General features: G+C 65.5%; 23 protein-coding genes and 1 tRNA gene. 6 read left to right on the top strand and 18 right to left on the bottom strand.

Annotated elements, in window-relative coordinates; all coding sequences use genetic code 11:
• Positions 1-59 precede the first annotated feature (59 nt).
• The 3 genes from B5G20_RS00625 to accC all read left to right on the top strand — a co-directional run bounded on the left by B5G20_RS00625 (position 60) and on the right by accC (position 5,225).
• The gene (locus B5G20_RS00625) at positions 60-1,739 is read left to right on the top strand and encodes a D-alanyl-D-alanine carboxypeptidase family protein (RefSeq protein ID WP_087353905.1); all 1,680 of its coding nucleotides are present in this window, start codon (positions 60-62) and stop codon (positions 1,737-1,739) included.
• 207 nt (positions 1,740-1,946) lie between these two features.
• The gene (accB, locus tag B5G20_RS00620; RefSeq protein ID WP_204207604.1) at positions 1,947-3,854 is read left to right on the top strand and encodes an acetyl-CoA carboxylase biotin carboxyl carrier protein; all 1,908 of its coding nucleotides are present in this window, start codon (positions 1,947-1,949) and stop codon (positions 3,852-3,854) included.
• A gap of 15 nt (positions 3,855-3,869) precedes the next feature.
• The gene (gene accC / locus B5G20_RS00615) at positions 3,870-5,225 is read left to right on the top strand and encodes an acetyl-CoA carboxylase biotin carboxylase subunit (protein WP_087353903.1); all 1,356 of its coding nucleotides are present in this window, start codon (positions 3,870-3,872) and stop codon (positions 5,223-5,225) included.
• Between the two features lie 145 nt (positions 5,226-5,370).
• Here accC and B5G20_RS00610 read toward each other — a convergent pair whose 3' ends face one another.
• Positions 5,371-5,883, bottom strand: coding sequence for a DUF2798 domain-containing protein (locus B5G20_RS00610; protein ID WP_087353898.1), 513 nt, complete (start codon positions 5,881-5,883; stop codon positions 5,371-5,373).
• 312 nt (positions 5,884-6,195) lie between these two features.
• Here B5G20_RS00610 and B5G20_RS00605 point away from each other — a divergent pair, with 312 nt between their 5' ends.
• Positions 6,196-7,248: a DMT family transporter gene (locus B5G20_RS00605; protein ID WP_087353895.1), complete on the top strand. Its 1,053-nt coding sequence runs from the start codon at positions 6,196-6,198 to the stop codon at positions 7,246-7,248.
• A 141-nt stretch (positions 7,249-7,389) separates the two neighbouring features.
• Here the strand turns inward: B5G20_RS00605 and B5G20_RS00600 are convergent, their stop codons facing one another.
• The 5 genes from B5G20_RS00600 to B5G20_RS00580 all read right to left on the bottom strand — a co-directional run bounded on the left by B5G20_RS00600 (position 7,390) and on the right by B5G20_RS00580 (position 11,562).
• Positions 7,390-8,346, bottom strand: a complete 957-nt coding sequence (locus B5G20_RS00600; protein WP_087353893.1) for a type I phosphomannose isomerase catalytic subunit — start codon at positions 8,344-8,346, stop codon at positions 7,390-7,392.
• 118 nt (positions 8,347-8,464) lie between these two features.
• Complete coding sequence (locus B5G20_RS00595; RefSeq protein ID WP_158094347.1) at positions 8,465-8,629, bottom strand: UTRA domain-containing protein; 165 nt, start codon at positions 8,627-8,629, stop codon at positions 8,465-8,467.
• A 372-nt stretch (positions 8,630-9,001) separates the two neighbouring features.
• Complete coding sequence (locus tag B5G20_RS00590; RefSeq protein WP_158094346.1) at positions 9,002-10,333, bottom strand: MFS transporter; 1,332 nt, start codon at positions 10,331-10,333, stop codon at positions 9,002-9,004.
• 135 nt (positions 10,334-10,468) lie between these two features.
• Positions 10,469-10,972, bottom strand: a complete 504-nt coding sequence (locus B5G20_RS00585; protein WP_087353884.1) for a DUF2798 domain-containing protein — start codon at positions 10,970-10,972, stop codon at positions 10,469-10,471.
• A 164-nt stretch (positions 10,973-11,136) separates the two neighbouring features.
• Positions 11,137-11,562, bottom strand: a complete 426-nt coding sequence (locus B5G20_RS00580; protein ID WP_239286806.1) for a GNAT family N-acetyltransferase — start codon at positions 11,560-11,562, stop codon at positions 11,137-11,139.
• Positions 11,563-11,941: 379 nt separating this feature from the next.
• Between B5G20_RS00580 and B5G20_RS00575 the strand changes: the two genes are divergently transcribed.
• The gene (locus B5G20_RS00575; RefSeq protein ID WP_087353878.1) at positions 11,942-12,865 is read left to right on the top strand and encodes a hypothetical protein; all 924 of its coding nucleotides are present in this window, start codon (positions 11,942-11,944) and stop codon (positions 12,863-12,865) included.
• A gap of 514 nt (positions 12,866-13,379) precedes the next feature.
• Here B5G20_RS00575 and lysS read toward each other — a convergent pair.
• The 11 genes from lysS to rdgB form a co-directional block, all read right to left on the bottom strand.
• Positions 13,380-15,389, bottom strand: a complete 2,010-nt coding sequence (lysS, locus tag B5G20_RS00570) for a lysine--tRNA ligase (protein WP_087353875.1) — start codon at positions 15,387-15,389, stop codon at positions 13,380-13,382.
• Between the two features lie 89 nt (positions 15,390-15,478).
• On the bottom strand, positions 15,479-15,952 hold the full coding sequence (gene greA, locus B5G20_RS00565) for a transcription elongation factor GreA (protein WP_087353869.1): 474 nt from the start codon (positions 15,950-15,952) through the stop codon (positions 15,479-15,481).
• Positions 15,953-16,063: 111 nt separating this feature from the next.
• A complete protein-coding gene (tatA, locus tag B5G20_RS00560) occupies positions 16,064-16,330 on the bottom strand; it encodes a twin-arginine translocase TatA/TatE family subunit (protein ID WP_204207603.1) in 267 nt (88 codons plus the stop codon).
• A 730-nt stretch (positions 16,331-17,060) separates the two neighbouring features.
• Positions 17,061-17,336 (bottom strand): helix-turn-helix domain-containing protein, encoded by a 276-nt coding sequence (locus tag B5G20_RS00555; protein ID WP_087353864.1) that lies wholly within the window; start codon positions 17,334-17,336, stop codon positions 17,061-17,063.
• A 115-nt stretch (positions 17,337-17,451) separates the two neighbouring features.
• Positions 17,452-18,387, bottom strand: a complete 936-nt coding sequence (locus B5G20_RS00550; RefSeq protein WP_087353861.1) for an InlB B-repeat-containing protein — start codon at positions 18,385-18,387, stop codon at positions 17,452-17,454.
• Positions 18,387-19,097, bottom strand: coding sequence for a recombinase family protein (locus B5G20_RS00545; RefSeq protein WP_087353858.1), 711 nt, complete (start codon positions 19,095-19,097; stop codon positions 18,387-18,389). The genes B5G20_RS00550 and B5G20_RS00545 overlap by 1 nt, the downstream gene beginning before the upstream one ends.
• Before the next feature lie 440 nt (positions 19,098-19,537).
• Positions 19,538-19,614, bottom strand: a tRNA-Pro gene (locus tag B5G20_RS00540).
• A gap of 162 nt (positions 19,615-19,776) precedes the next feature.
• A complete protein-coding gene (ispE, locus tag B5G20_RS00535; protein WP_087353855.1) occupies positions 19,777-20,688 on the bottom strand; it encodes a 4-(cytidine 5'-diphospho)-2-C-methyl-D-erythritol kinase in 912 nt (303 codons plus the stop codon).
• On the bottom strand, positions 20,678-20,974 hold the full coding sequence (locus B5G20_RS00530; RefSeq protein WP_087353853.1) for a Veg family protein: 297 nt from the start codon (positions 20,972-20,974) through the stop codon (positions 20,678-20,680). The genes ispE and B5G20_RS00530 overlap by 11 nt, the downstream gene beginning before the upstream one ends.
• A gap of 259 nt (positions 20,975-21,233) precedes the next feature.
• Positions 21,234-21,683 (bottom strand): D-aminoacyl-tRNA deacylase, encoded by a 450-nt coding sequence (dtd, locus tag B5G20_RS00525; protein ID WP_087353850.1) that lies wholly within the window; start codon positions 21,681-21,683, stop codon positions 21,234-21,236.
• 149 nt (positions 21,684-21,832) lie between these two features.
• Positions 21,833-22,474, bottom strand: coding sequence for an RdgB/HAM1 family non-canonical purine NTP pyrophosphatase (rdgB, locus tag B5G20_RS00520; protein ID WP_087353848.1), 642 nt, complete (start codon positions 22,472-22,474; stop codon positions 21,833-21,835).
• Between the two features lie 619 nt (positions 22,475-23,093).
• Between rdgB and B5G20_RS00515 the strand changes: the two genes are divergently transcribed.
• A complete protein-coding gene (locus B5G20_RS00515; protein WP_087353845.1) occupies positions 23,094-24,182 on the top strand; it encodes a MupG family TIM beta-alpha barrel fold protein in 1,089 nt (362 codons plus the stop codon).
• Positions 24,183-24,361: 179 nt separating this feature from the next.
• On the opposite strand, the gene rph is transcribed toward B5G20_RS00515, so the two are convergent.
• Positions 24,362-25,102 carry a ribonuclease PH gene (gene rph, locus B5G20_RS00510; protein WP_087353842.1) on the bottom strand — a complete coding sequence of 247 codons (741 nt, stop codon included), beginning with the start codon at positions 25,100-25,102 and terminating at the stop codon, positions 24,362-24,364.
• Between the last annotated feature and the right edge of the window lie 248 nt (positions 25,103-25,350).

Raw genomic sequence — 25,350 nt, 5'->3', positions numbered from 1 at the left:
GTTACCGGACGGCAAACGACACCGGGCAGCACGGCGCATCTTGCCACCGCTCGCCTACAATGGTGCTCACCAATAGCCCGGCTGAAGAGGACCCCATGCTATACCGCACCCCAACCGCATCCAACCTGCGCCCTCAACATGCCCGTTCAGCGCACCATACCCCGTGCGCCATCACCCCGGCGCAGACCGTGGCGCCGAGGCGCCCGGGCACCCGCCGCACGCCCCGCGGCCTCGCCCGCGCGCTCGCGGTTGCCCTCACCCTGCTCGCCGCGCTCGCGCTCCTCTCGCCCACGGCCGCCCGCGCGCTCACCGACCCGGCCATCGCCGCGGAGTCGGCCCTCCTCGTAGACCCCGCCACGGACACCGTCCTCTACGAGCTCAACGCCGACGAAACCCGCTACCCCGCCTCCACCACCAAGATCATGACCGCGCTCGTCACCCTCGAGAACGCCGACCTCTCCACGCAGGTCACCGTCGAACAGAGCGACTTTGACGAGGTCACGTCGGATAGCTCGGTTGCCGGGTTCCGCGCCGGCGAGGTCCTCACCATCGAGCAGCTGCTCTACGGGCTCCTCCTCCCCAGCGGCAACGACGCCTCGTACATCCTCGCGCGCGCCGTGGGCGGCGACGTGCCGACCTTTGTGCAGATGATGAACGACCGCGCCGCCGAGCTCGGCTGCACGGATACGCACTTTGCCAACCCCTGCGGCCTGCACGATCCCGATCACTACACCTGCGCGCGCGACCTCTACCGCATCACCCGCGCCGCCATGGACAACCCCACGTTTGCCAAAATCGTGGCGACCCCCAGCTACGAGCTGCCAGCCACCAATAAGCAGGGGGCGCGCCTCCTCACCAACTCCAACCTGCTGCTCGACGACGACTCGAGCGCCTATTACGCGCCGGCGATCGGCGTCAAGACCGGCAACACCGCCGAGGCGGGGCGCTGCCTTGTGGGCGCGGCGAGCCAGAACGACGTGACGCTCTACTCTGTGGTACTCGGCTGCGAAGATGCGGCCATCCCTACGAGCATCACCGAGACCAAGCGTCTCTTTGAGTGGGCCTACGCCGAGTGGTCGATGCAGGAGGTAACCGCCGCGCAGAACGTGCTCGAGACCGTTGACGTGGTGGATGCGCACCAAGGTGAGCAGCTCGAGGTCGCCGCGGCGGACGGGCTCGAGGCGCTTCTGCCCGTAGACACCGACCCCGCCGAGATTCAGGTGACCTACGATCTCCCCGACGAGCTCGTGGCACCCTTTGAGGCGGGCGACGAGCTGGGTACGGCAACCTTTACCCTCGGCGACCGCACGCTCGGCACCGTTGAGCTTGTGGCGGGTAACGATGTGCAGCTCGACGCACTCGCCCTGGTGCGCAACATCGTCCTCGCCGTGGTAACGAGCCCCATCACCTGGATCGTTGTGGTGGTCATCGTGGTGCTCGCCGTGTTCTCGGCCCGCCGCTCTCAGCGCCGGGCGCGGCGCCGTGGCCAATACCTGACGCACGCCCCGGTCTCGGGCAGGCCGCGCAGCGTGGCAGGCGCCCGACCGCGCGGCAGCGCGCCCGCAAAGCGCCGGCCCACGCCCGGCGGCCGCCCGCGGCCCGCGACCGCCGGCAAGCAGCTCACATCCGCAAGGCCCCGACCCGCGGGCGCGCAGGCCGGGCAACAGCCCGCGCGCGGCACGAGCCGCCCCCGGCCGACCGGCCCCGACGCCAACCGCGGCACCCATTTCCGCAAGTAAATGGGTCATTTGGGGACGTGTTCCATCTGACCCATTTTGCGCCCCCGCCCCGCCCCCGCGCCGGCGCCTACCGTTCGCCAAACTCTCAGCGCTGCCCCCGCCGCCCGGGTCTAGAGTGGACCTAGTGCGTTGTCTCACGGTCACCCGGGCGCGCCCTCCGCGCCCTCGTATACGGCAAACCGCGACGACGAGAGGAGGCAGAGGCTTATGGCTGGAAACCGTCTCCGCATCATGGACACCACCATCCGCGATGGTCAGCAGTCGCTCTGGGCGACGCGCATGACCACCGCAGAGATGCTGCCCATCCTGCCCAAGATGGATGAAGTCGGCTATTGGGCTATCGAGGCATGGGGAGGTGCGACCTTCGACACATGCCTGCGCTTTTTGGACGAGGATCCGTGGGAGCGTCTGCGCCTCATTAAGGAGCGTTGCCCCAACACCCGGCTCGCCATGCTCGTGCGCGGCCAGAACCTCGTAGGCTACAAGCACTACTCGAGCGACGTGGTGGAGCGGTTTATCGAGCGCTCCCACGCCAACGGCATCGACGTCTTCCGCGTCTTCGATGCCCTGAACGACATAGACAACATCCGTGATTGCGCGGCGGCCATCAAAAAGGTCGGCGCGCATTTTGAACCCGCGATCTCTTACACCAGAAGCCCTGTCCACACGCTCGACAGCTACATCGCCTATGCACGCCAGCTCGCCGAGCTCGGGGCCGACTCCATCTGCATCAAAGACATGGCCGGGCTCCTTGTGCCCTACCGCGCCGCGCAGCTCGTGAGCGCCTTGCGCACCGAGATCGGCCTGCCCGTGCACATGCACTGCCACTTTATCGGCGGCATGGCGAGCGCCAACTACCTGCGCGGTGCCGAGGAGGGCGCCGAAATCGTGGACTGCGCGCACGCCCCGCTCGCCTTTGGCAACTCGCAGCCCGCCGTCGAGATGACGGTCTCGTCGTTCTCGAGCTCGCCCTTTGACACCGGGCTCGACCTCGACCTCCTCTTTGAGATCGCCGACTACTGGGACGCCGTGCGCAAGGCCGGCGGCCATCAGCGCGGCATCACCACGCTCACCCACATGCGCATCTACAAGCATCAGATCCCCGGCGGCATGATGTCCAACCTCGTGGGCCAGCTCGACCTGCAGGGCATGCACGACCGCCTGCCCGAGATCGTGGCCGAGATCCCGCGCGTGCGCAAGGAGGTCGGCTACCCGCCGCTCGTGACCCCCATGAGCCAGATCGTGGGTACCCAGGCCGTCATGAATGTGCTCACCGGCGAGCGCTGGAAGATCGTCTCCACCGAGATGCGCGAGTACCTCATGGGCTTCTACGGCAAGACGCCGGCGCCCATCGACGAGTCCATCCGCGAGAAAGTCTTGGGCCACGTGGACGTGGCCAAGCTCCAGGAGGAGGCCAAGAGCACCCACCTGCAGACCTTTGACGAGGCCAAGGCCGAGATCGGCGACCTCGCCCAGTCCGACGAGGACGTGCTCTCCTACGCGCTCTTCCCCAACGAGGCGCGGGCGCTCCTCAAGAAGCGCGCCGAGGGGACGCTGCGCGACATCACCAAGCCCATCGACGCCGACGCGGCCGCGCCGGGCGCCGCCGACACCGAGGAGGATACCGACATGAACGTTTCACAGATCCGCGACCTCATCGAGGCGCTCGACCAGAGCTCCGTGGCCGAGGTGACCATCAAGGACGGCACGACCGAGGTCGCCATCAAGAAGCCGGCCGCGCTCGCTGCTGCCGCCGCGCCCGCCCCCGCTCCGGCGCCCGCCGCTGACCCTGCGCCCGCGCCCGCCGCTCCCGCACCCGCACCCGTAACGCCCGCCGAGACGCCCGCTCCCGCCATCGACCGGCCGGCCGGCTGGAAGGCCGTCGAGAGCCCCATGGTCGGCACCTTCTACCAGGCCCCCGCGCCCGACGCCGACCCGTTTGTGAAGGTGGGCGACGAGGTCAAGGTTGGCCAGACCCTCTGCATCGTCGAGGCCATGAAGCTCATGAACGAGATCGCGGCCGAGGAGGACGGCATCGTGCGCGAGGTCTGCGGCAAGAACGGCGAGCCGGTTGAGTTTGGCGAGCCCCTCTTCTACCTCGAGCCGACGGCGTAAGGGCAGGCGAGCCACATGTTCAAGAAGATCCTGATCGCCAACCGCGGCGAGATCGCCCTGCGCGTGGTGCGCGCCTGCAAGGACATGGGCGTGACCGCCTGCGTGGCCTACTCCACCGCCGACCGCAACACCGCGGCCGTTGAGGAGGCCGACGAGCGCGTGTGCATCGGCCCGGCCCCCTCGGCCCAGAGCTACCTCGACATGGCGCGCCTCGTGGGTGCCGCCGTCTCGCGCGGATGCGAGGCCGTGCACCCCGGCTACGGCTTTCTCTCCGAGAACGCCGAGTTTGCGCGCAAGTGCCTCGAGAACGGCCTCACCTTTATCGGCCCCGACCCCGACGTTATCGACCGCATGGGCGAGAAGTCCAACGCCAAGCAGACCATGAAGGCCGCGGGCGTGCCCACCGTGCCCGGCTCCGACGGCGCGGTGGAGTCGGTTGAGGAGGCCGCCAAGTTTGCCGAGGAGGTTGGCTACCCGGTGCTCATCAAGGCGAGCGCGGGCGGCGGCGGCAAGGGCATGCGCGAGGTGCACGACCCGGCCGACCTCGAGCACGAGTACAACGCCGCGCGCTCCGAGGCGCGTGTGGCCTTTGGCAACGACGAGGTCTACCTCGAGAAGCTCATCACGCGTCCCCGCCACGTGGAGATCCAGGTCATGGCCGACAACTTTGGCCATGCCGCCGCAGTGTGCGAGCGCGACTGCTCGGTGCAGCGCCGCCACCAGAAGCTCTGCGAGGAGGCCCCGAGCCCTGCGCTCACCCCGGAGCTCCGCCGCCAGATGTGCGAGACGGCCGTTAAGGCCGTGCGCGCTACCGGCTACACCAATGCCGGCACCATCGAGTTTCTGCTCGACGAGGACGGCAGCTTCTACTTTATGGAGATGAACACCCGTATCCAGGTGGAGCATCCCGTAACGGAGGAGATCACCCGCACCGACTTGGTGTGCGAGCAGCTGCGCATCGCCTCGGGCGAGCCCATGACCATCCCCGACGGCGGTATCGACACGCCAGACGGCCACGCGTTTGAGTTCCGCATCAACGCCGAGGATCCGGAGCACGCCTTCCGCCCGTGCCCGGGCACCATCACCAAGCTGCGCCTGCCCGGCGGCCCCGGCGTGCGCGTGGACACGCACGTCTACGAGGGCTACACGATACCTCCGACCTACGACTCGCTCGTGGCCAAGCTCATCGTGTGGGGCCCCACGCGCGAGCAGGCGCTCGCCCGTGCGCGCCGCGCGCTCGATGAGTTTGAGATCGAGGGCATCAAGACCACGCTGCCGTTCCACCGCGCCATCGTGCGCGAGCCCGACTACGCAGCGGGTATCGTCTACACCGACTTCATCCCCACGCACATGCCGCAGTACCTGGCATAACGCTGCGGCAGCAGCCCTGCGCTTACGAAGGAGGCCGCGCCCCCGGGCACCCGGGGGCGCGGCCTCCTTTGTGGTGCCTTGCGCTTTGGCTGCGCCTTGCGCGGCCAGCTACGGCTAGCCGTGGTTGCGCAGATGCGCGGCTGCCTTACGCCGCAACCTCAGCCGCGGGCTCCTCGAGCACCGTGCCGAGCGGGAACAGCTTGCGGAACGCCCAGCGCGAGAAGGGGCCGGCCACGAGCAGGTTCCACGGGAGCGCCACCACAAAGTTAAACGGAATGTTGCCGAGCCAGATGAAGGGGATGGCAGCGAGGTCGCCCGTGTGGGTCACGGCCTCAAACGCGCCGTAGAGCGACATAAAGAACACCATGGGAAAGACCATCGTGGTGCTGATGGCGAGCGTAATGGCGCGCGGCGAGCTCTTGCCCGGGGTCACGATAAAGCGGAACGCAAACCACTTGGCAAAACGGCTGGCCACCAGCACATCGAGGAGCATCGCGACGATGTAGGCCGGCGGAAAGCCCACCCAGGCCTCGACGATAATGCTGGGGCTAAAGGCCCAACCGTGGACGCGGAGCACGTTGTAGATCGACATCCCGAGCACCATGCAGAAGCACATGATGACGGTAAAGAGCAGGCTTTCGCGCTTGTTTGTGGGCATAAAGGAGTACCTTTCTCGACGAAGACGGGCGCCTCCGGGGGCGCGGGCGAAGCCGTGCAACGGCGAATATCGCACGGCAGCAGCGCATCATTTGAGCACTACCTACCGTTCACCGGCGATATTCGACCGTTCACGGGTTCTAAAACCACCCTAACGGATTGTGCGAATTCTCGTAAGCGAAGAGTTTGTGAAGACGCGCCGCGGTCGGCGCGGCCCGGTTGCGCGGGCACACACCGCAACGGACAATGCTCGCGCCCGAACCCCCTACGACCCGATCGAGGCCCCATGACCGCACCCTCGCCTAAACAGCCAATGGCAGACGCACCAGCTTCTGAACCGGCAGGCGCCGCGACCCAAAGCACGTCCGCCGACGCTAGCCCCGCCGCTGCCGGCCGCACCGCCGCCGGGCCTGCGACTACCAGCACCACCACCTCGCGGTCGCTGCTCACCCGCGGTTGGGTCGTCTGCCTGCTCGCCCTCGTGTGCTGCGCACTCTGGGGCAGCGCCATCCCCTGCATCAAGATCGGCTACGACCTACTGGGCATCGCCTCGAGCGACGTTCCCTCGGAGCTTGTCTTTGCGGGCCTGCGCTTTATGCTCGCCGGTGTGCTCGCCCTTGCCGCTGCCGCCCTCACCGAGCGCCGCATCCCGCGCATCGCGCGCGGCAACGGTCATATGGTCGTTAAGCTCGCGCTCGCCCAGACGATTGTGCAGTACGCCTTCTTCTACGTGGGCGTGTCGCACGCCTCGGGCGTTAAGGGATCCATCGTCAACGCGTCGAGCACCTTTCTCGCCATCCTCGTGGCGGCGCTCGTCTTTAGGCAGGAGCGGCTCACCGCGCGCAAGATCTGGGGCTGCGCGATCGGCTTTGCGGGTGTGGTGCTCGTCAATCTCACCGGCAGCGGGCTCGGCGGAGCGATGAGCCTTACCGGCGAGGGCTTTATCCTCGTGGCGGCGCTCTCCTATGCCACATCCTCTGCGCTGATCCGCATCTATGCGCAGCGCGAGGACCCTGTGGCGCTGAGCGGCTACCAGTTTGTGCTCGGCGGCGCCGTCCTCGCCGGCGCGGGGGCGCTTGCCGGCGGACGCCTGCCCGAGGTCTCGCCGGCGGGCATCGCCATGCTCGTCTACCTTGCCTTTGTCTCCGGCATCGCCTATTCGCTCTGGTCGATTCTCCTTAAGCACAACCCCACGTCGCGCGTGGTGATCTATGGGTTTATGAACCCGGTCTTTGGCGTGGTGCTCTCGAGCATGCTCCTTGGCGAGGCCGCCGCCCTCCCCTGGCAGCAGACCGCCTGCGCCCTGGCGCTCATCGTGGCCGGCATCATCATCGTCAACCGGCCCGAGCGGGGCGCGCTGCGCTAGGAAGACTCTGATTGGGTCAGTTGGGGACGTGTTCCATCTGCCCCATTTTTGAAAATGGGGCAGATGGAACACGTCCCCAACTGACCCATGTCTCGTTCCTTCTAGTAGGAGGAGTCGGTCACGGCGAAGCAAGCTAGGCCGTTACAGATGGCTCACGATGAGCGTCATGTCCCCCGTGAGGAGCAAATCACCGCAGCCGCACGGCGCGAGCAGGTGCGTCCCGCGCGCGACCTCCTCGCCGGCGATGGTGCCGGCGCCCTCAATCACCGAGAGGCACATAAAGGGATAGGGCTGCGCGAGCACGCGCTCGCCGTCCACGCGCACGCGCTCCACCGTGTAGTCGTCGTTGTGCTCGAGCGTGCATACGCCATCCACCTCGGGCGCCGTCACCGCACCGGAGGCAGGAGCCTCGGCCGCGTAATCGATTACATCAAGCGACTGCGCAAGGTGGAGCGAGCGCTTCTGGCCGGAGTCGTCCACGCGGTCGTAGTCGTACACACGGTAAGTGATGTCCGAGGACTGCTGCGTCTCCAAGATCAGCGTCCCCGCCTTGATGGCGTGAACGGTACCCGGGTCGATCTGGAAGAAGTCCCCAGCCTGGATGGGAATCTCGTTGAGGAGCTCACCCCAGCGGCCCTCCTCGACCATCTGGGCAAACTCATCGCGGTTTGCCGCGCGCTGCCCCACCACAATCGTGGCGCCGGGCTCCGCCGCGAGCACGTACCAGCACTCCCGCTTGCCGAGGCTGCCGTTCTCGTGCTCGGCCGCGTACGCATCGTCGGGGTGCACCTGGATGGAGAGGTCGCCCGCGGCGTCGATAATCTTGATGAGGAGCGGGAAGCGATCCCCGCCCGGGGCCGAACCGGGCTCGCCCGCCACCCCGCTAAAGAGCTCGGGATGCGCGTCCCACAGCTCAGAGAGGGTCATGCCCTCGTAGGCGGCGTCGAGCACCGGGCAGTCTCCATTGGGGTGCGCGGAGATGGCCCAGCACTCCCCCACCGGACCCTCGGGAATCTCGTAGCCATAGACGGTCTCGAGCTTGCGACCGCCCCAGATCTTGTTGTGAAATACCGGTTTTACGTGGATGAGCTGCGTCATGGTTAAACTCCTAACCGTTGGTCGCGTATCCATTACGGGTTGGCTGGGGACGCGCCCGCCTCGGCCCCTCGTGACGATGGGGCTGCGCACGGGTCCGGCCGCCCGGTCGCCCACTGCGCTAGAGCACGTTCACATCCTTGAGCTCGTAGCGCGTACCGACATTCCTCGACACAGAGTACTCAAACGGCGTGCCATCGTCAAAGAACTCCACCTGCGCAAGCTCGAGCAACGAATCGCCCGGCGCCACGTCCAGCCGCTCGGCCTCCTGCTCGGTTGCCGCCACCCGCGGATGATGCGGTGGGAGCGGCGCGTTTTGCCCTCCGCTGGACAAAATCCGGAGAAATCAGCGATTGCCTCCGTTGCACGGCTTTGAGCGTTCAGGCTTTCCTGCGGTTTTCTTGTCAAGCTGGCCAAATTCTCGAGAATTCAACGGTTGCTCGGACGTCCAATCGCTGATTTCTCCGGAATTTGACCACGACAGCAGCAAAACCGCTGGAACGTCGGTGCCGGCTCGTACCCGGGTGTGTCTTACTCCTTCTTTCCGCACACCCGGCGCGCAGCCGGCACCCGTCCTTTTGCATGAGTCATTTGGGGACGTGCTCCAAGTGACCCATGCGAGCGCGAGCGGCGGGGCGCTCCCCCGCTCTGGCCCCGCCTACAGCACCCGTTTGCTCACGATGAGCTGTACCAGCAGAAGGGCCGCCACAACGAGCCAGAGCCCCAGGTAGCCGCCCGCGGCGAGCACCGTACCACCCAGCATGGACCCCACGCCGCCGCCGGCAAAGACGCCAAAGCCGATAAGCCCCGTGCAGAGGCCAACACGCTCCGGGTCCGCCTCCATGGAGAGAGTGACGAGCGTCGGCTGCACCAAGATGTAGCCGAGTCCCAGACATGCGGCCGCACCGAGGGCCGGAAGCCACGACGACGTTGCCGCGGCAACGGCGAGAAGCACCGCCGCCGCAATGCCCGACACCTCTCCGATTGCGATCACGCCGGGCAGACCGCGCCGCGCCCCGAGCGCGCCGGAGAGCGAGCCTCCTACCAGACAGAACACTCCATAGAACATCATGAGAAGACCGGCTGCCGTTGAGCTCAGGCCGCAGACCTCGCTGAGGAACGTCCCCATAAACCCGTACGTCCCCAAAAAGAGGATCCCCGTTGCGAGTGCCAGCACAAAGACCGCTCGCCGCGGACCAAAGAAGATGTCGAGCGCGTTGCGAAAGAACGCGACGACGGGATTGGCTGCCGGGGCTACCGGCTGGAGAGGCTGCGACGAGGCAGGGGCAGCGGAGGCCGCCGAGCTGGGCGCATCAGGGACGCCAGGGGCAGCCGAGCCGGGAGCCGAGCTGGGAACCTCAGCGGCCTCGGGCGATTCAGCCTGCCCGAACGCCGCCGCTCCCGGGGCGAGCGCCGGCTCGCGGAGCGTCGAGAGTCCGAGCCACGCCGCAAACGCAAGCGCCCCAAACGCGGCAAAGGCGGCTCGCCAGCCCACGAGGTCGGTCAAGATCCCGCCGAGCCCCGCCGAGAGCCCTTGCCCGGTAAAGGTGATGCCCATGAGGATGCCCACCGCACCGGCGCGGCACTCGGGCCCCACGGCGTCACCCACAAACGCCTGCGAGACCGAGATGATTCCCGCAGCAAAACAGCCCGTCACCACGCGGGCGAGCACCAGTACGGCAAGGCTCGGCGCCACCGCGCACAAAAGCGTCCCCGCGCAGAGCCCGAGCACGATCACCCGCAGCAGGCGCAGGCGGCCGACGGCGTCGCCGATCGCGCCGCACACCGGCTGGAGTGCTCCATAGGGCAGCATGTAGGCGGTGAGGATAACCATCGCGGCCGTGGGCGCCACCGCGAGCGTCTGCGCGATGGCCGGCAGCGCCGGCGAGACAAACCAGTTGTCGGCCGCAGACACCAGCCCGCAGAATCCCAAGGTAACGACGGTGTGTATCTGCGCGGCAGAGAGCCGCGAGGTGTTGGTGCGCTGCATACGAAAACCTCCGCGCACCATTATAGGGATGCGCGGAGGCAATCGACGCGGCGGACGCTGGAGGAACAGGTACGAGCTGCTAGGCACCGCGGCGCAACGGCAATGCAAAGGCCGGAGCTCTCACGTTGGCAACCGCTATGCGGCGGCAGGCTCCTCGAGCACGGTGCCCACGGGGAACGCTCGGCGGAACAGCCAACGCGAGAACGGGCCGGCGACCAAAAGGTTCCACGGCAACGCCGCCACAAAGTTAAAGGGGATGTTAGCAAGCCACATGCCCGGAATGGCAGCAGGAACGCCCACATGCGTGAACGCCTCGATGGCTCCGTAGAGCGACATAAAGAGCACCATTGGGAAAACCATCATGGTGCTGATGGCGAGCGTGATGGCGCGCGGCGAGCTCTTGCCCGGGGTCACCAGGAAGCGAAACGCAAACCACTTGGCAAAACGGCTGGCCACAAACACATCGAGCAGCATAGCAACGATGTAGGCGGGCGGAAACCCGACCCATGCCTCGGCCACGATGCCGAGGTTGAGCCGCCATCCGTGGACGCGCATCACGTTGTAGAGCGACATGAAGAGCACCATGCAAAAGCACATGATGACGGTGAAGATAAGACTCTCGCGCTTGTTGGTGGGCATGAAGGGACCTTTCTCGACGTAGACGGGCGCCTCCGGAGCGAGCGACGCGGGTGGCTCACAGCCTAGATACCGTTCACCGGCGTTTTTCTACCGTTCACGGGCGCTTGTCTACCCTGTCGGAAAACGCGCGTCTTCGTAAGCGAAAAGTTTATGGAGGCGACCCGCTACAACTCGCGCACGAGATACACCATGTCGACAAGCTGCACGCCCGCCTCATAAATGGGGTGGTCGTAGTTGTCGGTGAAGAAATGGGACACCACGTGCGAGCGCTTGAAGCCGCAGCGTTCGTAAAAGGGAACGGTAAGCGGGCTGTCGCCGGTCCCCACCCGCAGCACGCGATAGCGCCCTGCATACGTACGCGCGACGTGCTCGATGAGCGCGCGCCCGTAGCCCCGTCCCTGATGCGCCGGCGCCACCGCGAGGCTCTTCATCTCAAGCACGCCCGCACCCTCGTCGGTAACAAGACACTCCGCAACGGCCGGCACGCCGTCCTTTGACGCATCCTTCGACGTGAGCACCCACATATCGCCCCGGTCGATGTAGCGAGCGACCATCTCCGGCTGCTCATCCGCCAGCAACAGCAAGGGCATATACCGCTTTCGATCACCTTGGACAAGTCGGATCATGGGCACCTCCGCCATCGGGGCAGTCCTGTAATCGTATCTGATCCACAAGACGTCGGGCGCAAAAACAAAACCAGCATGATTGGCGCCCTTCTCCCCGCCCAGCCCTCCGCCCTGCCCCCGTCGCACCACCTACGAGCCGCCCGTCTTACCGCTCACCGAATACTTCCGCCGTTCGCTGAATGCGCTCCCATACCGGAACGGCAGGAACGCCCCTCCCTAGCTGCCCGGTTAGACGCCTGTGCCCGCCGTGTCAGATTGGTGCGAGAGATGCGCGGAAAGCCGTTTGAACCGTCTGCTAGCGTTACGAGTCCGCCCGATAAAGCCGAAGGGAGATGAGGCAGTCGTGGATACGTCGCAGGTACGGCATGCGAGCGACGCCGAGATGTCGCGAGCGTCCGACCTCTCAGCTCAAGATGAGAAGGCCCGACAGGCCCTCGAGCATGCACTCGAGGAGGCTGAGAGCAACCAAAGATTCGTCTTTCCCCGCTCGGGGCACATACTCCAGCAGGCAAAACAACTTTCCATGAACGGCATTCTCGGAGAAGCCTACCCGGGCCACTATGCCCGCGCGACCTATCTTGAATCGCTCTCACCGCGAGGTGAAATGTATCACTTGATCCGCACGCTCGCCCACCGCCACCCCTCTTGGACATTCTGTCTGTACTCGGCAGCAGTCGTTCACGGCCTCCAGGTCCCCTTTGCACTGCTCACTAAGGCACATGTCGGCGTCACCCAGCCGCGCAATCGGCGGTCGGTATCGTCTTGCTATGCCTACCATGCCCTACCGTGCCTAGCATCGACCACCGTCAATGGCATACGCGTCACTCCCCTCGAAGCAACGGTCTTCGATTGCCTGTGCCATACGACATTCCGACAGGGGCTCGCCATTGTCGATTCGTCGCTGCACCATCAACTGACAACTGTTGAAAAGCTCCAGGCATACGCCGAAGAAAACGGGAGATACCGGCACGGAGCCGCCAAGGTCTGGCGTGCGCTTCGCTATGCGGACGGACGAAGCGCCAACGGAGGCGAGTCGGTCGTTCGCTCTGGAATCATCGAACTTGGATTCGTCATACCTGAACTTCAGGTTGAGGTCCCCGACCCTCTCAATCCTAACGTCACCATCACCGTCGATTACTATTGGCGACTTCCCGATGGCAGAATCATCATTTTGGAGCTCGATGGGTTACAGAAGTACCAGCGGGACGACCGCGGCAACGCGCTCACACTCGACGAGACGCAGCAGGTTCTCGCTGATGAACGCTGACGCGAATCGCATCTCAATCTTACGGAGGCAACGGTCGTTCGCCTGTCCTATAGGGAAGCAACGGATGACCTGAAGCTCGAAAGAGCGCTTTCCGTCGCAGGGGTGCCGAAACGGCTCTAAAGTCTTTGCTGCTACACGCCACCGACCCGGAGACATACAGGGACGTAAGCATAGCCGCCGTCGCGCAAGCAGCTCGACGGTACAAGAAATCACAAACGGCGCGAGATTGTGTATAGCGAAATAAATTGTGTGTACTGAAACTTTGCTGCGAAGTGTATGTAAAAGGCGCCTTGGGCCAGTGACCTGCAGAAATGTATAACGACCTTCGACGTGTGCTTCAGTTTCGGTATACACAATGTTTCGCTATACACAATTTCGGCGCTAGCTGTGCTCGAAAACGGGGCAGGACCGCAATCCGCGCCAAAAACACGACGGGCCCCGGGGTAAATCCCCAGGACCCGCCCTCGTTACAAAAGAATCGCTTGCCAGCGGCCACGCTACGCCGCTCGTTGTGCTAGCAGAGCTTGGCGCCCGCGGGGATGCGATCGTCGAGCATAAGGAGGTTCAGGCGCTCCTCGGCCTCTTCGCCCTCGCCCTCTGCGTGCACGGCAGAAATGAGCATGCCGCAGGAGTCGATGCCCATCATCTTGCGCGGCGGGAGATTCACGATGGCGACGCACGTCTTGCCCATCAGATCCTCCGGCTCGTAGAACGCGTGGATACCGGAGAGGATGGTGCGGTCGGTGCCCGAGCCGTCATCGAGCGTGAACCGCAGAAGCTTCTTGCTCTTCTTGACCGCCTCGCAGGCCTTGACCTTCACCACGCGGAAGTCGCTCTTGCTAAAGGTCTCAAAGTCGACATAGTCGGCAAAGAGCGGCTCCACGGCCACCTTGCTGTAGTCGATCGTGGGCACCTTGTTGGGGACGTAGCTAGCGGCGGCGCCCGCACCCGCGGCGCCCTCCTGTGCAGCCCGGGCAGCCGCGGCACCCGCGCCCGAGCCCTTCTCGGGCTTCATGTGCGGGAAGAGCAGCACGTCGCGGATGCTCGCCGAGTCGGTGAGCAGCATCACCACGCGGTCGATGCCGATACCGATGCCGCCCGCCGGGGGCATACCGTACTCGAGCGCACGCACGTAGTCCTCGTCGTACTCCATGGCCTCGTCGTCGCCGCCGGCCTTCTCCTCCATCTGCTTGCGGAAGCGCTCGGCCTGGTCAACGGGGTCGTTGAGCTCGCTAAAGGCGTTGGCGTACTCGTGCCCGGCAATGACGAGCTCAAAGCGGTGGGTGAGCCGCGGATCGTCCTCAAAGCGCTTGGCGAGGGGCGACACCTCCACCGGGTAGTCGCACACAAAGGTGGGGTTCACAATCGAGGGCTCGCCGATCTCGTCGTAGAGCTCGGCGATGAGCTTGCCGGCCGTCCACTCGGGCTTGACCTCAATGCCGGCCTCGCGCGCGGCGGCGGCGAGCTCCTCCACCGGCGTATCGAGCGTAACCTCGCGCCCAAGCGCGTCCGAGACGATCTCGGTCATGGGGCGGCTCGGCCACGTGCCCGACAGGTCAATCTGCGCACCCTGGTACTCAATGACCTCGGGGTTGCCGATCGCGGCGTTGGCGGCCTTGATTACGCCCTCAGCGAGCTCCTTCATGCCCTCGAGGTCGGAGTAGGCGCGATACGCCTCCATGGTGGTGAACTCGGGATTGTGGGTGAGGTCCATGCCCTCGTTGCGGAAGATGCGACCGATCTCGAACACGCGCTCAAAGCCGCCCACCAGCAGGCGCTTCAAGTGCAGCTCGGTGGCGATGCGCAGGTAGCACTCCTGGTTGAGCGCGTTGAAGTGCGTGATGAACGGCTTCGCGGTGGCGCCGCCCTGGATGGTCTGCAGGATGGGGGTCTCGACCTCCATGTAGCCGGTCTCCTCCATGTAGCGGCGGAAGGTCGAGATGATGGCGGAGCGCTTGCGGAAGGTCTCGCGCACGTCCTCGTTTACGATGAGGTCGACGTAGCGCTGGCGATAGCGGGTCTCCTTGTCGGAGAGGCCGTGGAACTTCTCGGGCAGCGGGCGCACCGCCTTAGAGAGCAGGGTGAGCGCGCGGGGCGCCACCGAGAGCTGGCCGCGGCGGGTACGCACCACAACGCCCTCGGCCGCAACGATGTCGCCAAGGTCGAGCTCGCCCAGGAGCTGCCAGGCGTCCTCGGGCATGTCGTTGATGCGGCAGAAGAGTTGGAGGTCGCCCGAGGGGTCGCGCAGCACCACGAACATGATCTTGCCCTGGCCGCGCTTGGCCACCACGCGCCCGGCAACCTTTACCACATCGGTGGTGTCCTCGCCGGCAGCGAGCTCGGCATAGCGGGCCTCAATATCGGCCGCGTGGTCGGTTACCTCGCAGTGCTCCGGATAGGGGTCGCGCCCCGCCTCGATCAGGGCGGCGCGCTTGGCCAAGCGGTGGGCGCGCTCATTGTTTAGCGTGTCGGGCGCAGCGGCGGGCGCGGCCGCGGCGGTCTGCTCGTTCTCGATATCGGTCATGGATCTAGCTCCTCAACTCTCAACAAAAAAGCTCCCCGAGGCCGCGTGACCCCGAGGAGCGTTCGCATCCGTGCGCGGGGCCGGCGGCCTTAGCGCGAGATCTTGGTGATGGTGTAGACGCGGCTCTTGCCGGAGGGCGTCACAACCTCAACGGTCTCGCCCTCGCCATGGCCGATGATCGCGCGGCCGACCGGCGACTCGTTGGAGATCTTGTGCTCGAGCGAGTTGGTCTCGGTGGTACCCACGAGGGTGACCTCCATGGCCACGCCGTCGACGTCCACGAGCTCAACAGTGCAGCCGATGGAGACGGAGAGCACGTGGTCGACGGCCTCGGCGTCCTTGGCGTTGGCGAGGATGGACTGGATCTCGGCGATGCGGGCGGCGTTTTTGGCCTGCTCCTCCTTGGCGTCGTCGTACTCGGAGTTCTCCGAGAGGTCGCCAAAGTCGCGCGCGACCTTGATGCGCTCGACGATCTGCTTGGTGAGGTCGCCCTCGCGCCAGGCAAGCTCATCCACGAGCTTCTGGCGGCCCTCAGCGGTAAGTACGATCTCGCTTGCTGCCATGTTGTGCTCCTTGCTCCTTGGTCTCGCGGCGCGCCCGGGGCGCGTCAGATAAAAAGGCGACCGGGCACCTGGTCGGATGCCGGCCGCCACACGCTCCACGTAAGAGCGGGACTACTCAGCGTCCTGCTCCTCTTTCTTCTTCTTGGCCTCGGCGAGCTGAGCCTCGAGCTCGCGGATCTTGGCGTCTTCCTCGCTCTCCTCCTCGGCCGGAGCCTCGTCGGAGCCCTTGGAGGCGTCGTCGCCCTCCATGCCCTCGCGAAGGTTCTTCACGGTCTTGCCAAGCGAAGCACCGAGCTTCGGGAGGTTCTTAGGCCCAAAGATGACCAGGACGATGATGAGAATGATGATCCACTCGGTACCCTTTGGCAGAAAACCCATGTTTTCCCTCCAGAACATTCAGTCGAAACAACTCGCAAGAGTATACCGCGCCCAATGGGGCGGAACAACCTCGCCACATTTTACACGCGAGCCGGCAACGCGACGGCAATAGAGCCCGGTAGCTCTGCAAACCGCGCGTCGAAGCGCGCGTGGGCGTGAGGCGGCGTGCTGCGGGCGTGCAAGGATTCGGTAAGCTCAGCGTCTGCTTGGGGCGAGGTGCCGCCTGGGGCCACGCTCGGGACGGGGTGTTGCCCGAGTCCACATCCGGGACGGGACTCGCTTGCGGGCTTCGCTTCACTCCGCCCCTGCTTTGTCGCCGACGGGCGGGCGGCCACCGCCCCTGCTTTGACACCGGCGGGCGTGCGGCCGCCACCCCCGTGCGTTTTTGCGTGCAATGAACCCGGTAATGAACCCATTTGTGCACCCTCGACAAAAGGGCAGGTAACGGGGCGTACGTTAAGCCACGTTGTGAACCCGACGCTTGCAGGGAACCCGAATTACGCATTATCGGGTTCATTGCACGCAATAATGCACGGACGATGCGGGTATCGAGCGTGAACGAATCCGACAAGCTCTTCGTCTGCTGGGCGCGCCCCAGCCGCATGCGGCGGATAGGTGAACATACAAGCGCAACTACGCGTAACCCTTTAGCACCCAATTCGCCCGCCGCAAAATAGCCCCATCGAGAGCCGACGCCGAGGCCGTGCCCAAGACCAAGAGGCAATCGTCCCTACCGGCCGCCCTTGGTGGCGCGGTAGGCGTTGGCGAGCTGAGCGCCCGAGTTGCCGTAGCGCGGCACGGACTCGATCGCCCCTTCGCTCCTCAGGCGCCTGATGGCCCGGTCGACGGAACGGATGCTGCACCCAAGCGCATCGGCGAGGTCCCGCTTGGTAAAGCACGACACGCCGTTGCGCGTGGTGTCGCGCTCGACGAGTTCGAGCACGCGCTCGTACACAAAGGTGTGCCGATCTCCACGGCGGGCGCTCACGCCCTCGAGGTCGATCATCGTACCCCCTTCTCTCTATGGCAAGCGGCCCGCCCGGATGCGCTCCAGACGGGCCGCGAACAACGGCGTCCTTGCCAGAATCGAGCCGCTAGCCCTCGACCGGCAACCTGCTTGCCTAGCGGCGGCGCTTGAGGGTCGCGCCGATACCGGCGGCAGCAGCGCCCGCAAACGCCACGGCGCCCGCCGTCATGCCGGCGATATCGCCCGTGCTCGGCAGGGTGGAGTCGCCATCCTTCTGCTCGGTCGTGTCCGCCGGCTTCTCCTCGACGGGCTTGGTCGGCTCCTCGACCTTCTTCCACTGGGCGTAGAGCACGTCATCGGCGTCGGTGAGGGTGTAGGGGTCGCCCGGGGCATACGCGGTGCCTGAGCCGTCGGCGGCGGTGTTCCAACCCGCGAACTCATAACCGTCGAGCGCAAAGCCGTTCTCGGAGACGGTCACCGTGGCGTACTCGTCGTCCGTGACAGACGGCGTTGCACCCGTCGCGCCCTCGGCGTTGGGCTCAAAGCGGAGAGCATCCTGTGCAGGCTCGGGCGTGGGCTCGGGCACGTTATAGGTCACCTGAGGCACCGGGAAGGTCTCGGTCACGTCCCCGCCCGTCGTGGGCTTGTAGGTGACCGTGGCCTTCTCGTTGATCTTGGCGGTGTGGTCGCCCGGCTCGGTCGACTTGTTCACAAGCGTGAGGTTGTAGGAGAGCGTCACGCCCGCCGCGGACTCGACCGGCCTGTTGATGGACCAGACGAGCGTCTCGGTATCGCCCGAGACCTGGTACTCCACGGAATAGGCACCGCTATCGAAGTACACCTTGTTGGGGTTCTCGGCATCGACGGTACCGGCATACTCCTGCCCGCCAACCGTCAGCGTAAATGTGTCGGCCGTGATGTTCCCGCCATCGGTCAGGTCAAAGTCGCTGCCGATCACATCGGTCACAGTTCCGGACTGGAACTCGTAGCGAATAACGTTCTCGATGCTGCTAAACACTTCAGCCGCATCGGCATTGGAAATCTCAGCCTTATCTGAACCGTTGGTGCTAAGGCCGGCGAGATACAGCATCAAATCTTTACCCCAGGGATACCAATCCCAGTTTGAGGTGTTATCGCTACCGTCGGATTTGGCCTCAGGCGCTGCAAAAGCAAAGCTATTGTCGAACTGCTTAACAAGCTCAGCGTAGCCCGTTGCCGACTCATAAAGTGCAAAGTCGGGACTAGTTGCAAATTGCTGATAGATTTTCTTCGTCTTTTAGAAAGCTCGCCCATCGCCACAAGGTTCCGAACATCGGCGTATTCCTGCGGCCGTGCCTTCTCCGGCCGGCCGAAGCGCACGCCGCGCGCCTTGGCCGCCGCGATGCCCTCCGCCTGACGCTGACGGATGTTCTCGCGCTCAACCTGCGCGACGTAGCTCAACAGCTGCAGCACCACATCGGCGATGAACGTGCCGGTGAGGTCGCGCGCGGTCTGGCGCGTGTCGAGCAGGGGCATATCGGGCACCACCACCTGCACGCCCTGCGAGCGCGTGAGGCGGTCCCACTGTGCCAGGATCTCGCTGTAGTTGCGGCCGAGGCGGTCGATGCTCTTTACCACCAGCACATCCCCCTGCTCGAGACGTCGCACGAGCCGCTGATACTCAGGACGCTCAAAATCCGCACCCGTGTAGTAGTCGATGTAGATGCTCGACCGCTCGAGCGGAAACCGCTCCAGCGCATCGAGCTGACGGTTGACGTTTTGGTCTTTGGTCGAGACGCGCGCGTAGCCGTATGTTGCCATGGGTCCTCCCTTACCTGCATGCTGTCGCAATCCAACGCTTGCAGCATGCCCGGAAGTCCCGCCAAGGAGGCTTTGCCCGTGCTTGAAGTGACGGCGACGGCCAGCTTTGGGCATCAACAGGGGGTCAGAATAAAAACTTCGCGCCAATGTAAGGATGGAATTGTCCCTTGCCGAGTAGAGAGGCAAAACACAGAAACAAACCCGCAGGTAAACGAGTTGGGCAAATCTGGTCTACTTCAGAAACTCCGATTCCATCCTTACATTGGCGCGAGGTTTTTATAATCACCCCCTATTTTCAGGGGGTTATCGATAATAACGCCCAAACGGACCGGCTCTTGAGGACATCGCCACTCATAGAGCGTCCCGACCTGCCGGCCACGCGCAGCCGAGATAGCAAAACAGGCCAGAGCGGATACCCACTCTGACCTGCATCTTTGCAATGGTCGGGTTGACTGGATTTGAACCAGCGACCCCCGCGTCCCGAACGCGGTGCTCTACCAAACTGAGCCACAACCCGAAGTGTTGGACATGATAGCACAAAGCCTGACGCAAATGCTAGCCCAAAATTCAGGAGAGAAGGCGCGCGTCAAGCCAAGCGACCCCGTCAGGGGTGGTCGCACCGCCCCAGCCGAGCCACCGCCGGCCACCGGGCAAAACCCGGCACCTACACCGGCGCGCGTCACCCCGCAGCGACAAACGGCCCCGACTTCTCCATCCGAGCCGCGTAACCCCACCAGCCACGCTCCTGCGCTGCAAGGGCAATGGCCTCCGCCGCCATCTGCGTGGTGCAGACGGCAAACACCGTAGAGCCCGAGCCTGCCACGTTGGCAGCGCGCACCTCCGGCTGCTCGCGAATCCACGCGAGGGCCTCGGCCATCTGCGGGTTGAGCTCGCAGCTCGCCGGAGCCAGGTTGTTGGCCACGTGGGCGAAAATCTGCGTCTCGTCATGCAGGCGCAACGCATCGAGCAGGGGCTCGAGCGGCGGCAGCGCGGGCGGGTTCTCGTCAAAACGCCGGTAGGCCTCGACCGTGGAGACACCGGGGCCATCGGCCCGCACGAGTGCCACCGGCGTGCCCGTGAGCGGCCGGAAGAGCTCACGCACCCGGTCGCCGGCACCGTCGCAGAACGCGGGTGGCCCGTAGAGGAAAAACGGCACGTCGGCACCGATGGAACGGGCGACCTCGTCGAGCCTGGGGTCACGCGCGTCGACCCCCCAGTACGTCGCGATGCCCAGAATGGTGGCGGCGGCGTCGGTGGAAGGGCCACCGAGGCCCGCCTGCTGCGGGATGCGCTTGTCAATCAGGATCGCAAAGTTGGCGTCGCGGCCAAACGCCTCCCCCATGGCGCGCGCCGCCCGATAGGCGGAGTTCTGGTCCATGGGAAAATCCGATGGCGGGACCGTATGCACCGAAAGCTCGTCGGCCGGCCCGATCGCAATAACGTCGGCAAGGTCGAGCGTGGTCATCACCGAGTCGACGCGATGGTAGCCCCGCTCGTCCTTCTCGTTGTGGACACCCAAGTACAGGTTGATTTTTGCCGGAGCCGAGATGAGGAGGAACCTGCCCGGCTCGCGGTGCGCGCTAGTGCTCATCGAGCTGGTTGTCGAGCGGCGTGAAGACCTGCTCGCCCGACTCCGGGTCAAAGAGCTCCACGGTGCCGGTCAGCACGTCGACGTACTGGTACGACTGACGCGACGTGCGGCCGCGGCGCTCGGTCGACTCCACCACGAAGACCGACGGGTGCACGGTCTTGATGGTGCCCACGCGCTCGACCACGCGCGTCCGGCCCATGTTGGCCTTAACGCGCACGCGCTCGCCCACCATATCGGCAAGCTTCTCTTTGATCTCGTCAACGTGATTGACCGGCATCTCTTCCATCAACGGCCTCCTGCAAGCAATAGGGCATAGGGCAAATCGATAGCATAACCCCAAGATAGACAAACAGATTAAGTTTAGCAGAAGAGGCTAGAACGTGCACGTTCAACCGCTTGCGGTGGGCTGGCGCAAGGATTTGTTAGGGAATATTGAGGAGCGTGCGCAAGCTGCTGCGCGGTATGGCGGGCGTGTCGACGCGAGGCGCGGCGGGCCTTGGCCAAGCGTTTTACATGTCACATTCGCACCCGTCCCCCTGTGACAGCTAGGCGAGGTCGGCCGTGTCGAGCACGATGGTAAAGGGTCCGTCGTTGACGAGCTCGACCTGCATGTTTGCGCCAAAGACGCCCGTCGCGACCTCGGCGACATCGGCGCGAGCGAGCTCGACAAAATGCTCGTAGAGCTCCGTTGCCAACGCGGGAGCGGCGGCCGCGCTGAACGAGGGGCGCCGCCCGCGGCGGCAATCGGCATAAAGGGTAAACTGCGACACCACGAGCAGCGCGCCGCCCGTCTGCAAAAGCGACAGGTTGGTCTTGCCCGCCTCGTCCTCGCAGATGCGGAGGTTCGCGATCTTGGCCCACAGGCGTTCGGCCTCGGCGCGCGTGTCGCCCTCGCCCACACCGAGCAAGATCAGGTAGCCCTGCCCGATTGCGCCCACAACCTCGCCCTCAACCGAGACGCTCGCCTGCGTCACACGCTGAATGACCGCCCTCATGGACCTCCCCCTTCTTCCTTGCCGCCCCGGCGACGCGGCTGCCACCCGTCTACCGGCACGCTTGTTGCCCGCACGTCGGCGGACGCCCCCGATCAAGCAGGCGCCACCCGGCCAAGCAGGTGCCACCCAATCACCTCTCTGCCGCTCGCCTATGCCTCGTCGGCCAGCTTAGAACACAGGTCTTTGAGCGCGTGGGAGCGGTGGCTGATGGCGTTCTTCTCCTCGGGGGTGAGCTCAGCCATCGTCTTGCCCGGCGTGTCGTTGGGCAGAAAGAACGGGTCGTAACCGAACCCGTACTCGCCGCGGCCCTCAAAACCCACGTGCCCCTCGCAGGCCCCCGTGCCCGTGAGCTCGGTGCCGTCGGCGCGCACCAGCGCCACCACGCTCATAAAGCGCGCCGTGCGCTCGGCCTCGGGCACGTCCGCGAGCTCGCACATTAGCTTGGCGTTGTTGGCCGCATCGTCTCCGTGTACGCCGGCGTAGCGCGCCGAGTAGACCCCTGGAGCGCCGTCGAGTGCGTCCACCACAAGGCCCGAGTCGTCCGCCACCGCCGCAAGGCCCGTCTCGGCCACGGCGGCGTGCGCCTTGATGAGCGCGTTTTCTGCAAACGTGGTTCCCGTCTCCTCGGGGTCGTCAAAGTCGCCGAGCTGCCCGAGCGCCACAAAGCGCGTACCCGGCAGCGCCTCGCTCAAGATCGCCTCGATCTCCACCAGCTTGTGGGCGTTGCCCGTGGCCACCACGATCGTCGCCGCCGGATCGAGCGTCGACGGGTCGATTTTCTCGAGCGCCATGCGTTCCTCCTCGCCTTTGATGTACGTTCGAGTCGCTATTGTGACCCAACTTGGCAGACTGCTGAGTACACACCCCGTTTTTCCAACAAAAGCGCAGGTCGCACGGAGCCAAAACATCGGGCTACTCGGCATTTCAAAAATGAGGGTCGCACTTGCGACTCAAACTTGGCTTGGGGTCTCTTCCGGCGCCGACGCGGGGCCCGCGCCGGCCCAACGTTGCCGAACCACCCCGCGTGCCACCCACTGCCGCTCCAGCAGCCGGGCCGCACGTCGCCGTCTGCCGCACGTCGCCGCCCGCACCCCGCCAGATGCCCACCGCGCCATTCGCAGCTCGCCGCGCCACCGACCGCCGCGCCGCACGTCATCACCCGTCGCCCGCAACTCGCCGCACCGCCGTCCGCAGCCCGCCGCGCCGCACCGTCGCCTGCGGCGCGCCACACCGTTGCACCCCGCCGCCCTCTCCAACAACCCACCGTCCGCGAAACGGCGTCCGCCGCTCGCCGCCTATCCCCGTTGCCGCTGCCGGACCGCGCGGATAGCATAGGCGGTGTCAGCACGGTCAGCCGGCGCACCCCGCGCGCCCGCGGCCACCCCAACCGCCCAAGAGAAGGGACTGTTCATGCACCGTCTGGGAATCTCGCTCTACCCCGAGCACACGACCCCCGAGCGCGACTACGCCTACATGGAGCTCGCTGCCAAATACGGCTTTACCCGCATCTTTACCTGCCTGCTTTCCGTCGACAAGGGCGCCGACGAGACCATCGCCGAGTTTGCCGACTTTATGAAGCACGCCCACGACCTCGGCTTTGAGGTAGCGGTGGACACCAACGAGCACGTCTTTGAGCGCCTTGGCGCCTCCCCCACCGACCTCACCCCCTTTGAGAAGCTCGGCGTTGACATCATCCGCCTCGACGGACACTTTGGCGACTACGGCGACATCATGCTCACCCGCAACTCCTCGGGCATCAAGATCGAGTTCAACGGCTCCGGCATGCTGCCCATCGCCATGCTGGCCGAGCGCGGCGCCGACAAGCGCAACATGGTGACCTGCGCGAACTTCTTCCCCGAGCCGTGGACGGGCATGAGCGAGGAGCGCTTTGTGGAGCTCACCGCCATGTACCACAACGAGGGCTTCCAGACGGCGGCGTTTGTCTCGAGCCAAGAGCCCAAGACCTTTGGCCCCTGGCCGGTCTTTGCGGGCCTGCCCACCTGCGAGGACGACCGTCGTCGCCCCATCGACCTGCAGGTTCGCCACCTTATTGGCACCGGGCTCGTGGACGACATCATCATCGGCAACGCCTACGCGAGCGAGGAGGAGCTCGCCGCGATGGCCGCCGTTGACCTGACGCGCACCACCATGCGCATCGACTTTGCCGACGGCGTGACCGAGGAGGAGCGCCAGATCGTCGCCCTCTCCCACACCGAGCGCCCCGATTGCTCGGCCTACCTGCTGCGCTCGAGCATGCCGCGCTTTATCTACCGCGACAAGTCCGTCCCCGCACGCGACGCCGGCACCGACACCTTCCACAGGGGCGACGTGCTTGTGGTGAACGACAACATGGCGCACTACCGCGGCGAGCTGCACGTGGCCAAGCGCGATATGCCCAACGACGGCACCCGCAACCTCGTGGGCCGCGTGCCGGCCGAGGAGCTCTTCCTCATCGACTACGTGCGCCCGGAAAACCCGTTTGGATTTGTGACGGAGTAGGCCGCACGCCGGTGCGGGCCCGCAGGCGTCCGGCCCGCACCGATCTTTGTGACGGGAGCGGAAGCCTGGCAGTGCCCCGCCACGCACGCAATCGCCCCGACCTATGCAGTACCGAGCTGCGCAGGTCGGGGCGTTGCTTGTGTACGGGTGTTATGGGGCGCGGTGCCACGCAGCCGAAGCTATTCCTCGTCGCGGAAGGCCGTGACCTCGTTCTGCAGGGCGATGAGTTTGCGGATGCCAGCATCGCCCAGATCGAGGAGCCGGCCCAGACGCTCACGGCTAAAGGGCGTCTGCTCGCCCGTGCCCTGGATCTCTACAATCTCGCCGGTGTCGGTGGCAACGAGGTTCATGTCCACCTCGGCGTGGCTATCCTCGCGGTAGTCGAGGTCGAGCAGCTCGGCGCCGTCCACCACGCCCATCGACACGGCCGCGACCTGCCCGGTCAGCGGCAGGCGCGCGATCTTGCCCGCCTCGACCCAGGTCATGAGCGCGTCGTGGAGCGCCACCCAGGCGCCGGTGATGCTCGCGGTGCGGGTGCCGCCGTCGGCCTGGATAACATCGCAGTCCACGGTGACGGTAAACTCGCCGAGCAGGCGCATGTTGGTGACGGTGCGCAGGCTCCGGCCGATGAGGCGCTCGATCTCCATCGAGCGGCCCTTGCGCTGGCCGGTCTCGCGCTTGGTGCGGCGGCCCGTCGAGGCGGGGAGCATCGCATACTCGGCGGTGACCCAGCCCTGACGGCTCGCGCGCCGCCACGCGGGCAGCCCCTCCTCAATGGTCGCGGCGCAGAGCACCTTGGTGTCACCAAACTCAACGTAGCACGAGCCGAGTGCGTTCTTGAGCACCTCGCGTGTGAGCTTGACGGGGCGCATCTCGATGGCGGCACGGCCGCCGGCGCGGTTGACGGGGATGATGTCCATGGGTTCCTCCTCAGATGCGGCGCCGCGCGGAGCTGGCGCCCGTGATCAGCGCACCAGTATAGCAAGAGGGTTTGGCGGCGGCATGAGACCAGGTGAGCCCACAGGACGACGCGGGTGCGAGGCGGACCGGCCGTGGACGCGGGACGGCCGGACCGGTGGCGGCGCGGGCGACGCGGGACGGTGGAGCCCGCAGGGTGAGCTGTTCGCGAGCCCAAAGCGTCACGGCCCGCGCCGAAGCACCAAAACTG

It is taken from the genome of Collinsella sp. An7, from assembly GCF_002159335.1.
GTDB lineage: Bacteria > Actinomycetota > Coriobacteriia > Coriobacteriales > Coriobacteriaceae > Coprousia.
The sequence above is the reverse complement of the archived record's forward strand: the minus strand, read 5'-3'. Positions and strand labels throughout refer to the sequence as shown.

Bases quoted from the DNA above. Each gene is read 5' to 3' on its own strand.
- B5G20_RS00625 (WP_087353905.1), top strand. From the start codon at position 60: ATGGTGCTCACCAATAGCCCGGCTGAAGAGGACCCCATGCTATACCGC.
- accB (WP_204207604.1), top strand. From the start codon at position 1,947: ATGGCTGGAAACCGTCTCCGCATCATGGACACCACCATCCGCGATGGT.
- accC (WP_087353903.1), top strand. From the start codon at position 3,870: ATGTTCAAGAAGATCCTGATCGCCAACCGCGGCGAGATCGCCCTGCGC.
- B5G20_RS00610 (WP_087353898.1), bottom strand. From the start codon at position 5,883: ATGCCCACAAACAAGCGCGAAAGCCTGCTCTTTACCGTCATCATGTGC.
- B5G20_RS00605 (WP_087353895.1), top strand. From the start codon at position 6,196: ATGGCAGACGCACCAGCTTCTGAACCGGCAGGCGCCGCGACCCAAAGC.
- B5G20_RS00600 (WP_087353893.1), bottom strand. From the start codon at position 8,346: ATGACGCAGCTCATCCACGTAAAACCGGTATTTCACAACAAGATCTGG.
- B5G20_RS00590 (WP_158094346.1), bottom strand. From the start codon at position 10,333: ATGCAGCGCACCAACACCTCGCGGCTCTCTGCCGCGCAGATACACACC.
- B5G20_RS00585 (WP_087353884.1), bottom strand. From the start codon at position 10,972: ATGCCCACCAACAAGCGCGAGAGTCTTATCTTCACCGTCATCATGTGC.
- B5G20_RS00580 (WP_239286806.1), bottom strand. From the start codon at position 11,562: ATGCCCTTGCTGTTGCTGGCGGATGAGCAGCCGGAGATGGTCGCTCGC.
- lysS (WP_087353875.1), bottom strand. From the start codon at position 15,389: ATGACCGATATCGAGAACGAGCAGACCGCCGCGGCCGCGCCCGCCGCT.
- greA (WP_087353869.1), bottom strand. From the start codon at position 15,952: ATGGCAGCAAGCGAGATCGTACTTACCGCTGAGGGCCGCCAGAAGCTC.
- tatA (WP_204207603.1), bottom strand. From the start codon at position 16,330: ATGGGTTTTCTGCCAAAGGGTACCGAGTGGATCATCATTCTCATCATC.
- B5G20_RS00555 (WP_087353864.1), bottom strand. From the start codon at position 17,336: ATGATCGACCTCGAGGGCGTGAGCGCCCGCCGTGGAGATCGGCACACC.
- B5G20_RS00550 (WP_087353861.1), bottom strand. From the start codon at position 18,387: ATGCTGTATCTCGCCGGCCTTAGCACCAACGGTTCAGATAAGGCTGAG.
- B5G20_RS00545 (WP_087353858.1), bottom strand. From the start codon at position 19,097: ATGGCAACATACGGCTACGCGCGCGTCTCGACCAAAGACCAAAACGTC.
- ispE (WP_087353855.1), bottom strand. From the start codon at position 20,688: ATGAGCACTAGCGCGCACCGCGAGCCGGGCAGGTTCCTCCTCATCTCG.
- B5G20_RS00530 (WP_087353853.1), bottom strand. From the start codon at position 20,974: ATGGAAGAGATGCCGGTCAATCACGTTGACGAGATCAAAGAGAAGCTT.
- dtd (WP_087353850.1), bottom strand. From the start codon at position 21,683: ATGAGGGCGGTCATTCAGCGTGTGACGCAGGCGAGCGTCTCGGTTGAG.
- rdgB (WP_087353848.1), bottom strand. From the start codon at position 22,474: ATGGCGCTCGAGAAAATCGACCCGTCGACGCTCGATCCGGCGGCGACG.
- B5G20_RS00515 (WP_087353845.1), top strand. From the start codon at position 23,094: ATGCACCGTCTGGGAATCTCGCTCTACCCCGAGCACACGACCCCCGAG.
- rph (WP_087353842.1), bottom strand. From the start codon at position 25,102: ATGGACATCATCCCCGTCAACCGCGCCGGCGGCCGTGCCGCCATCGAG.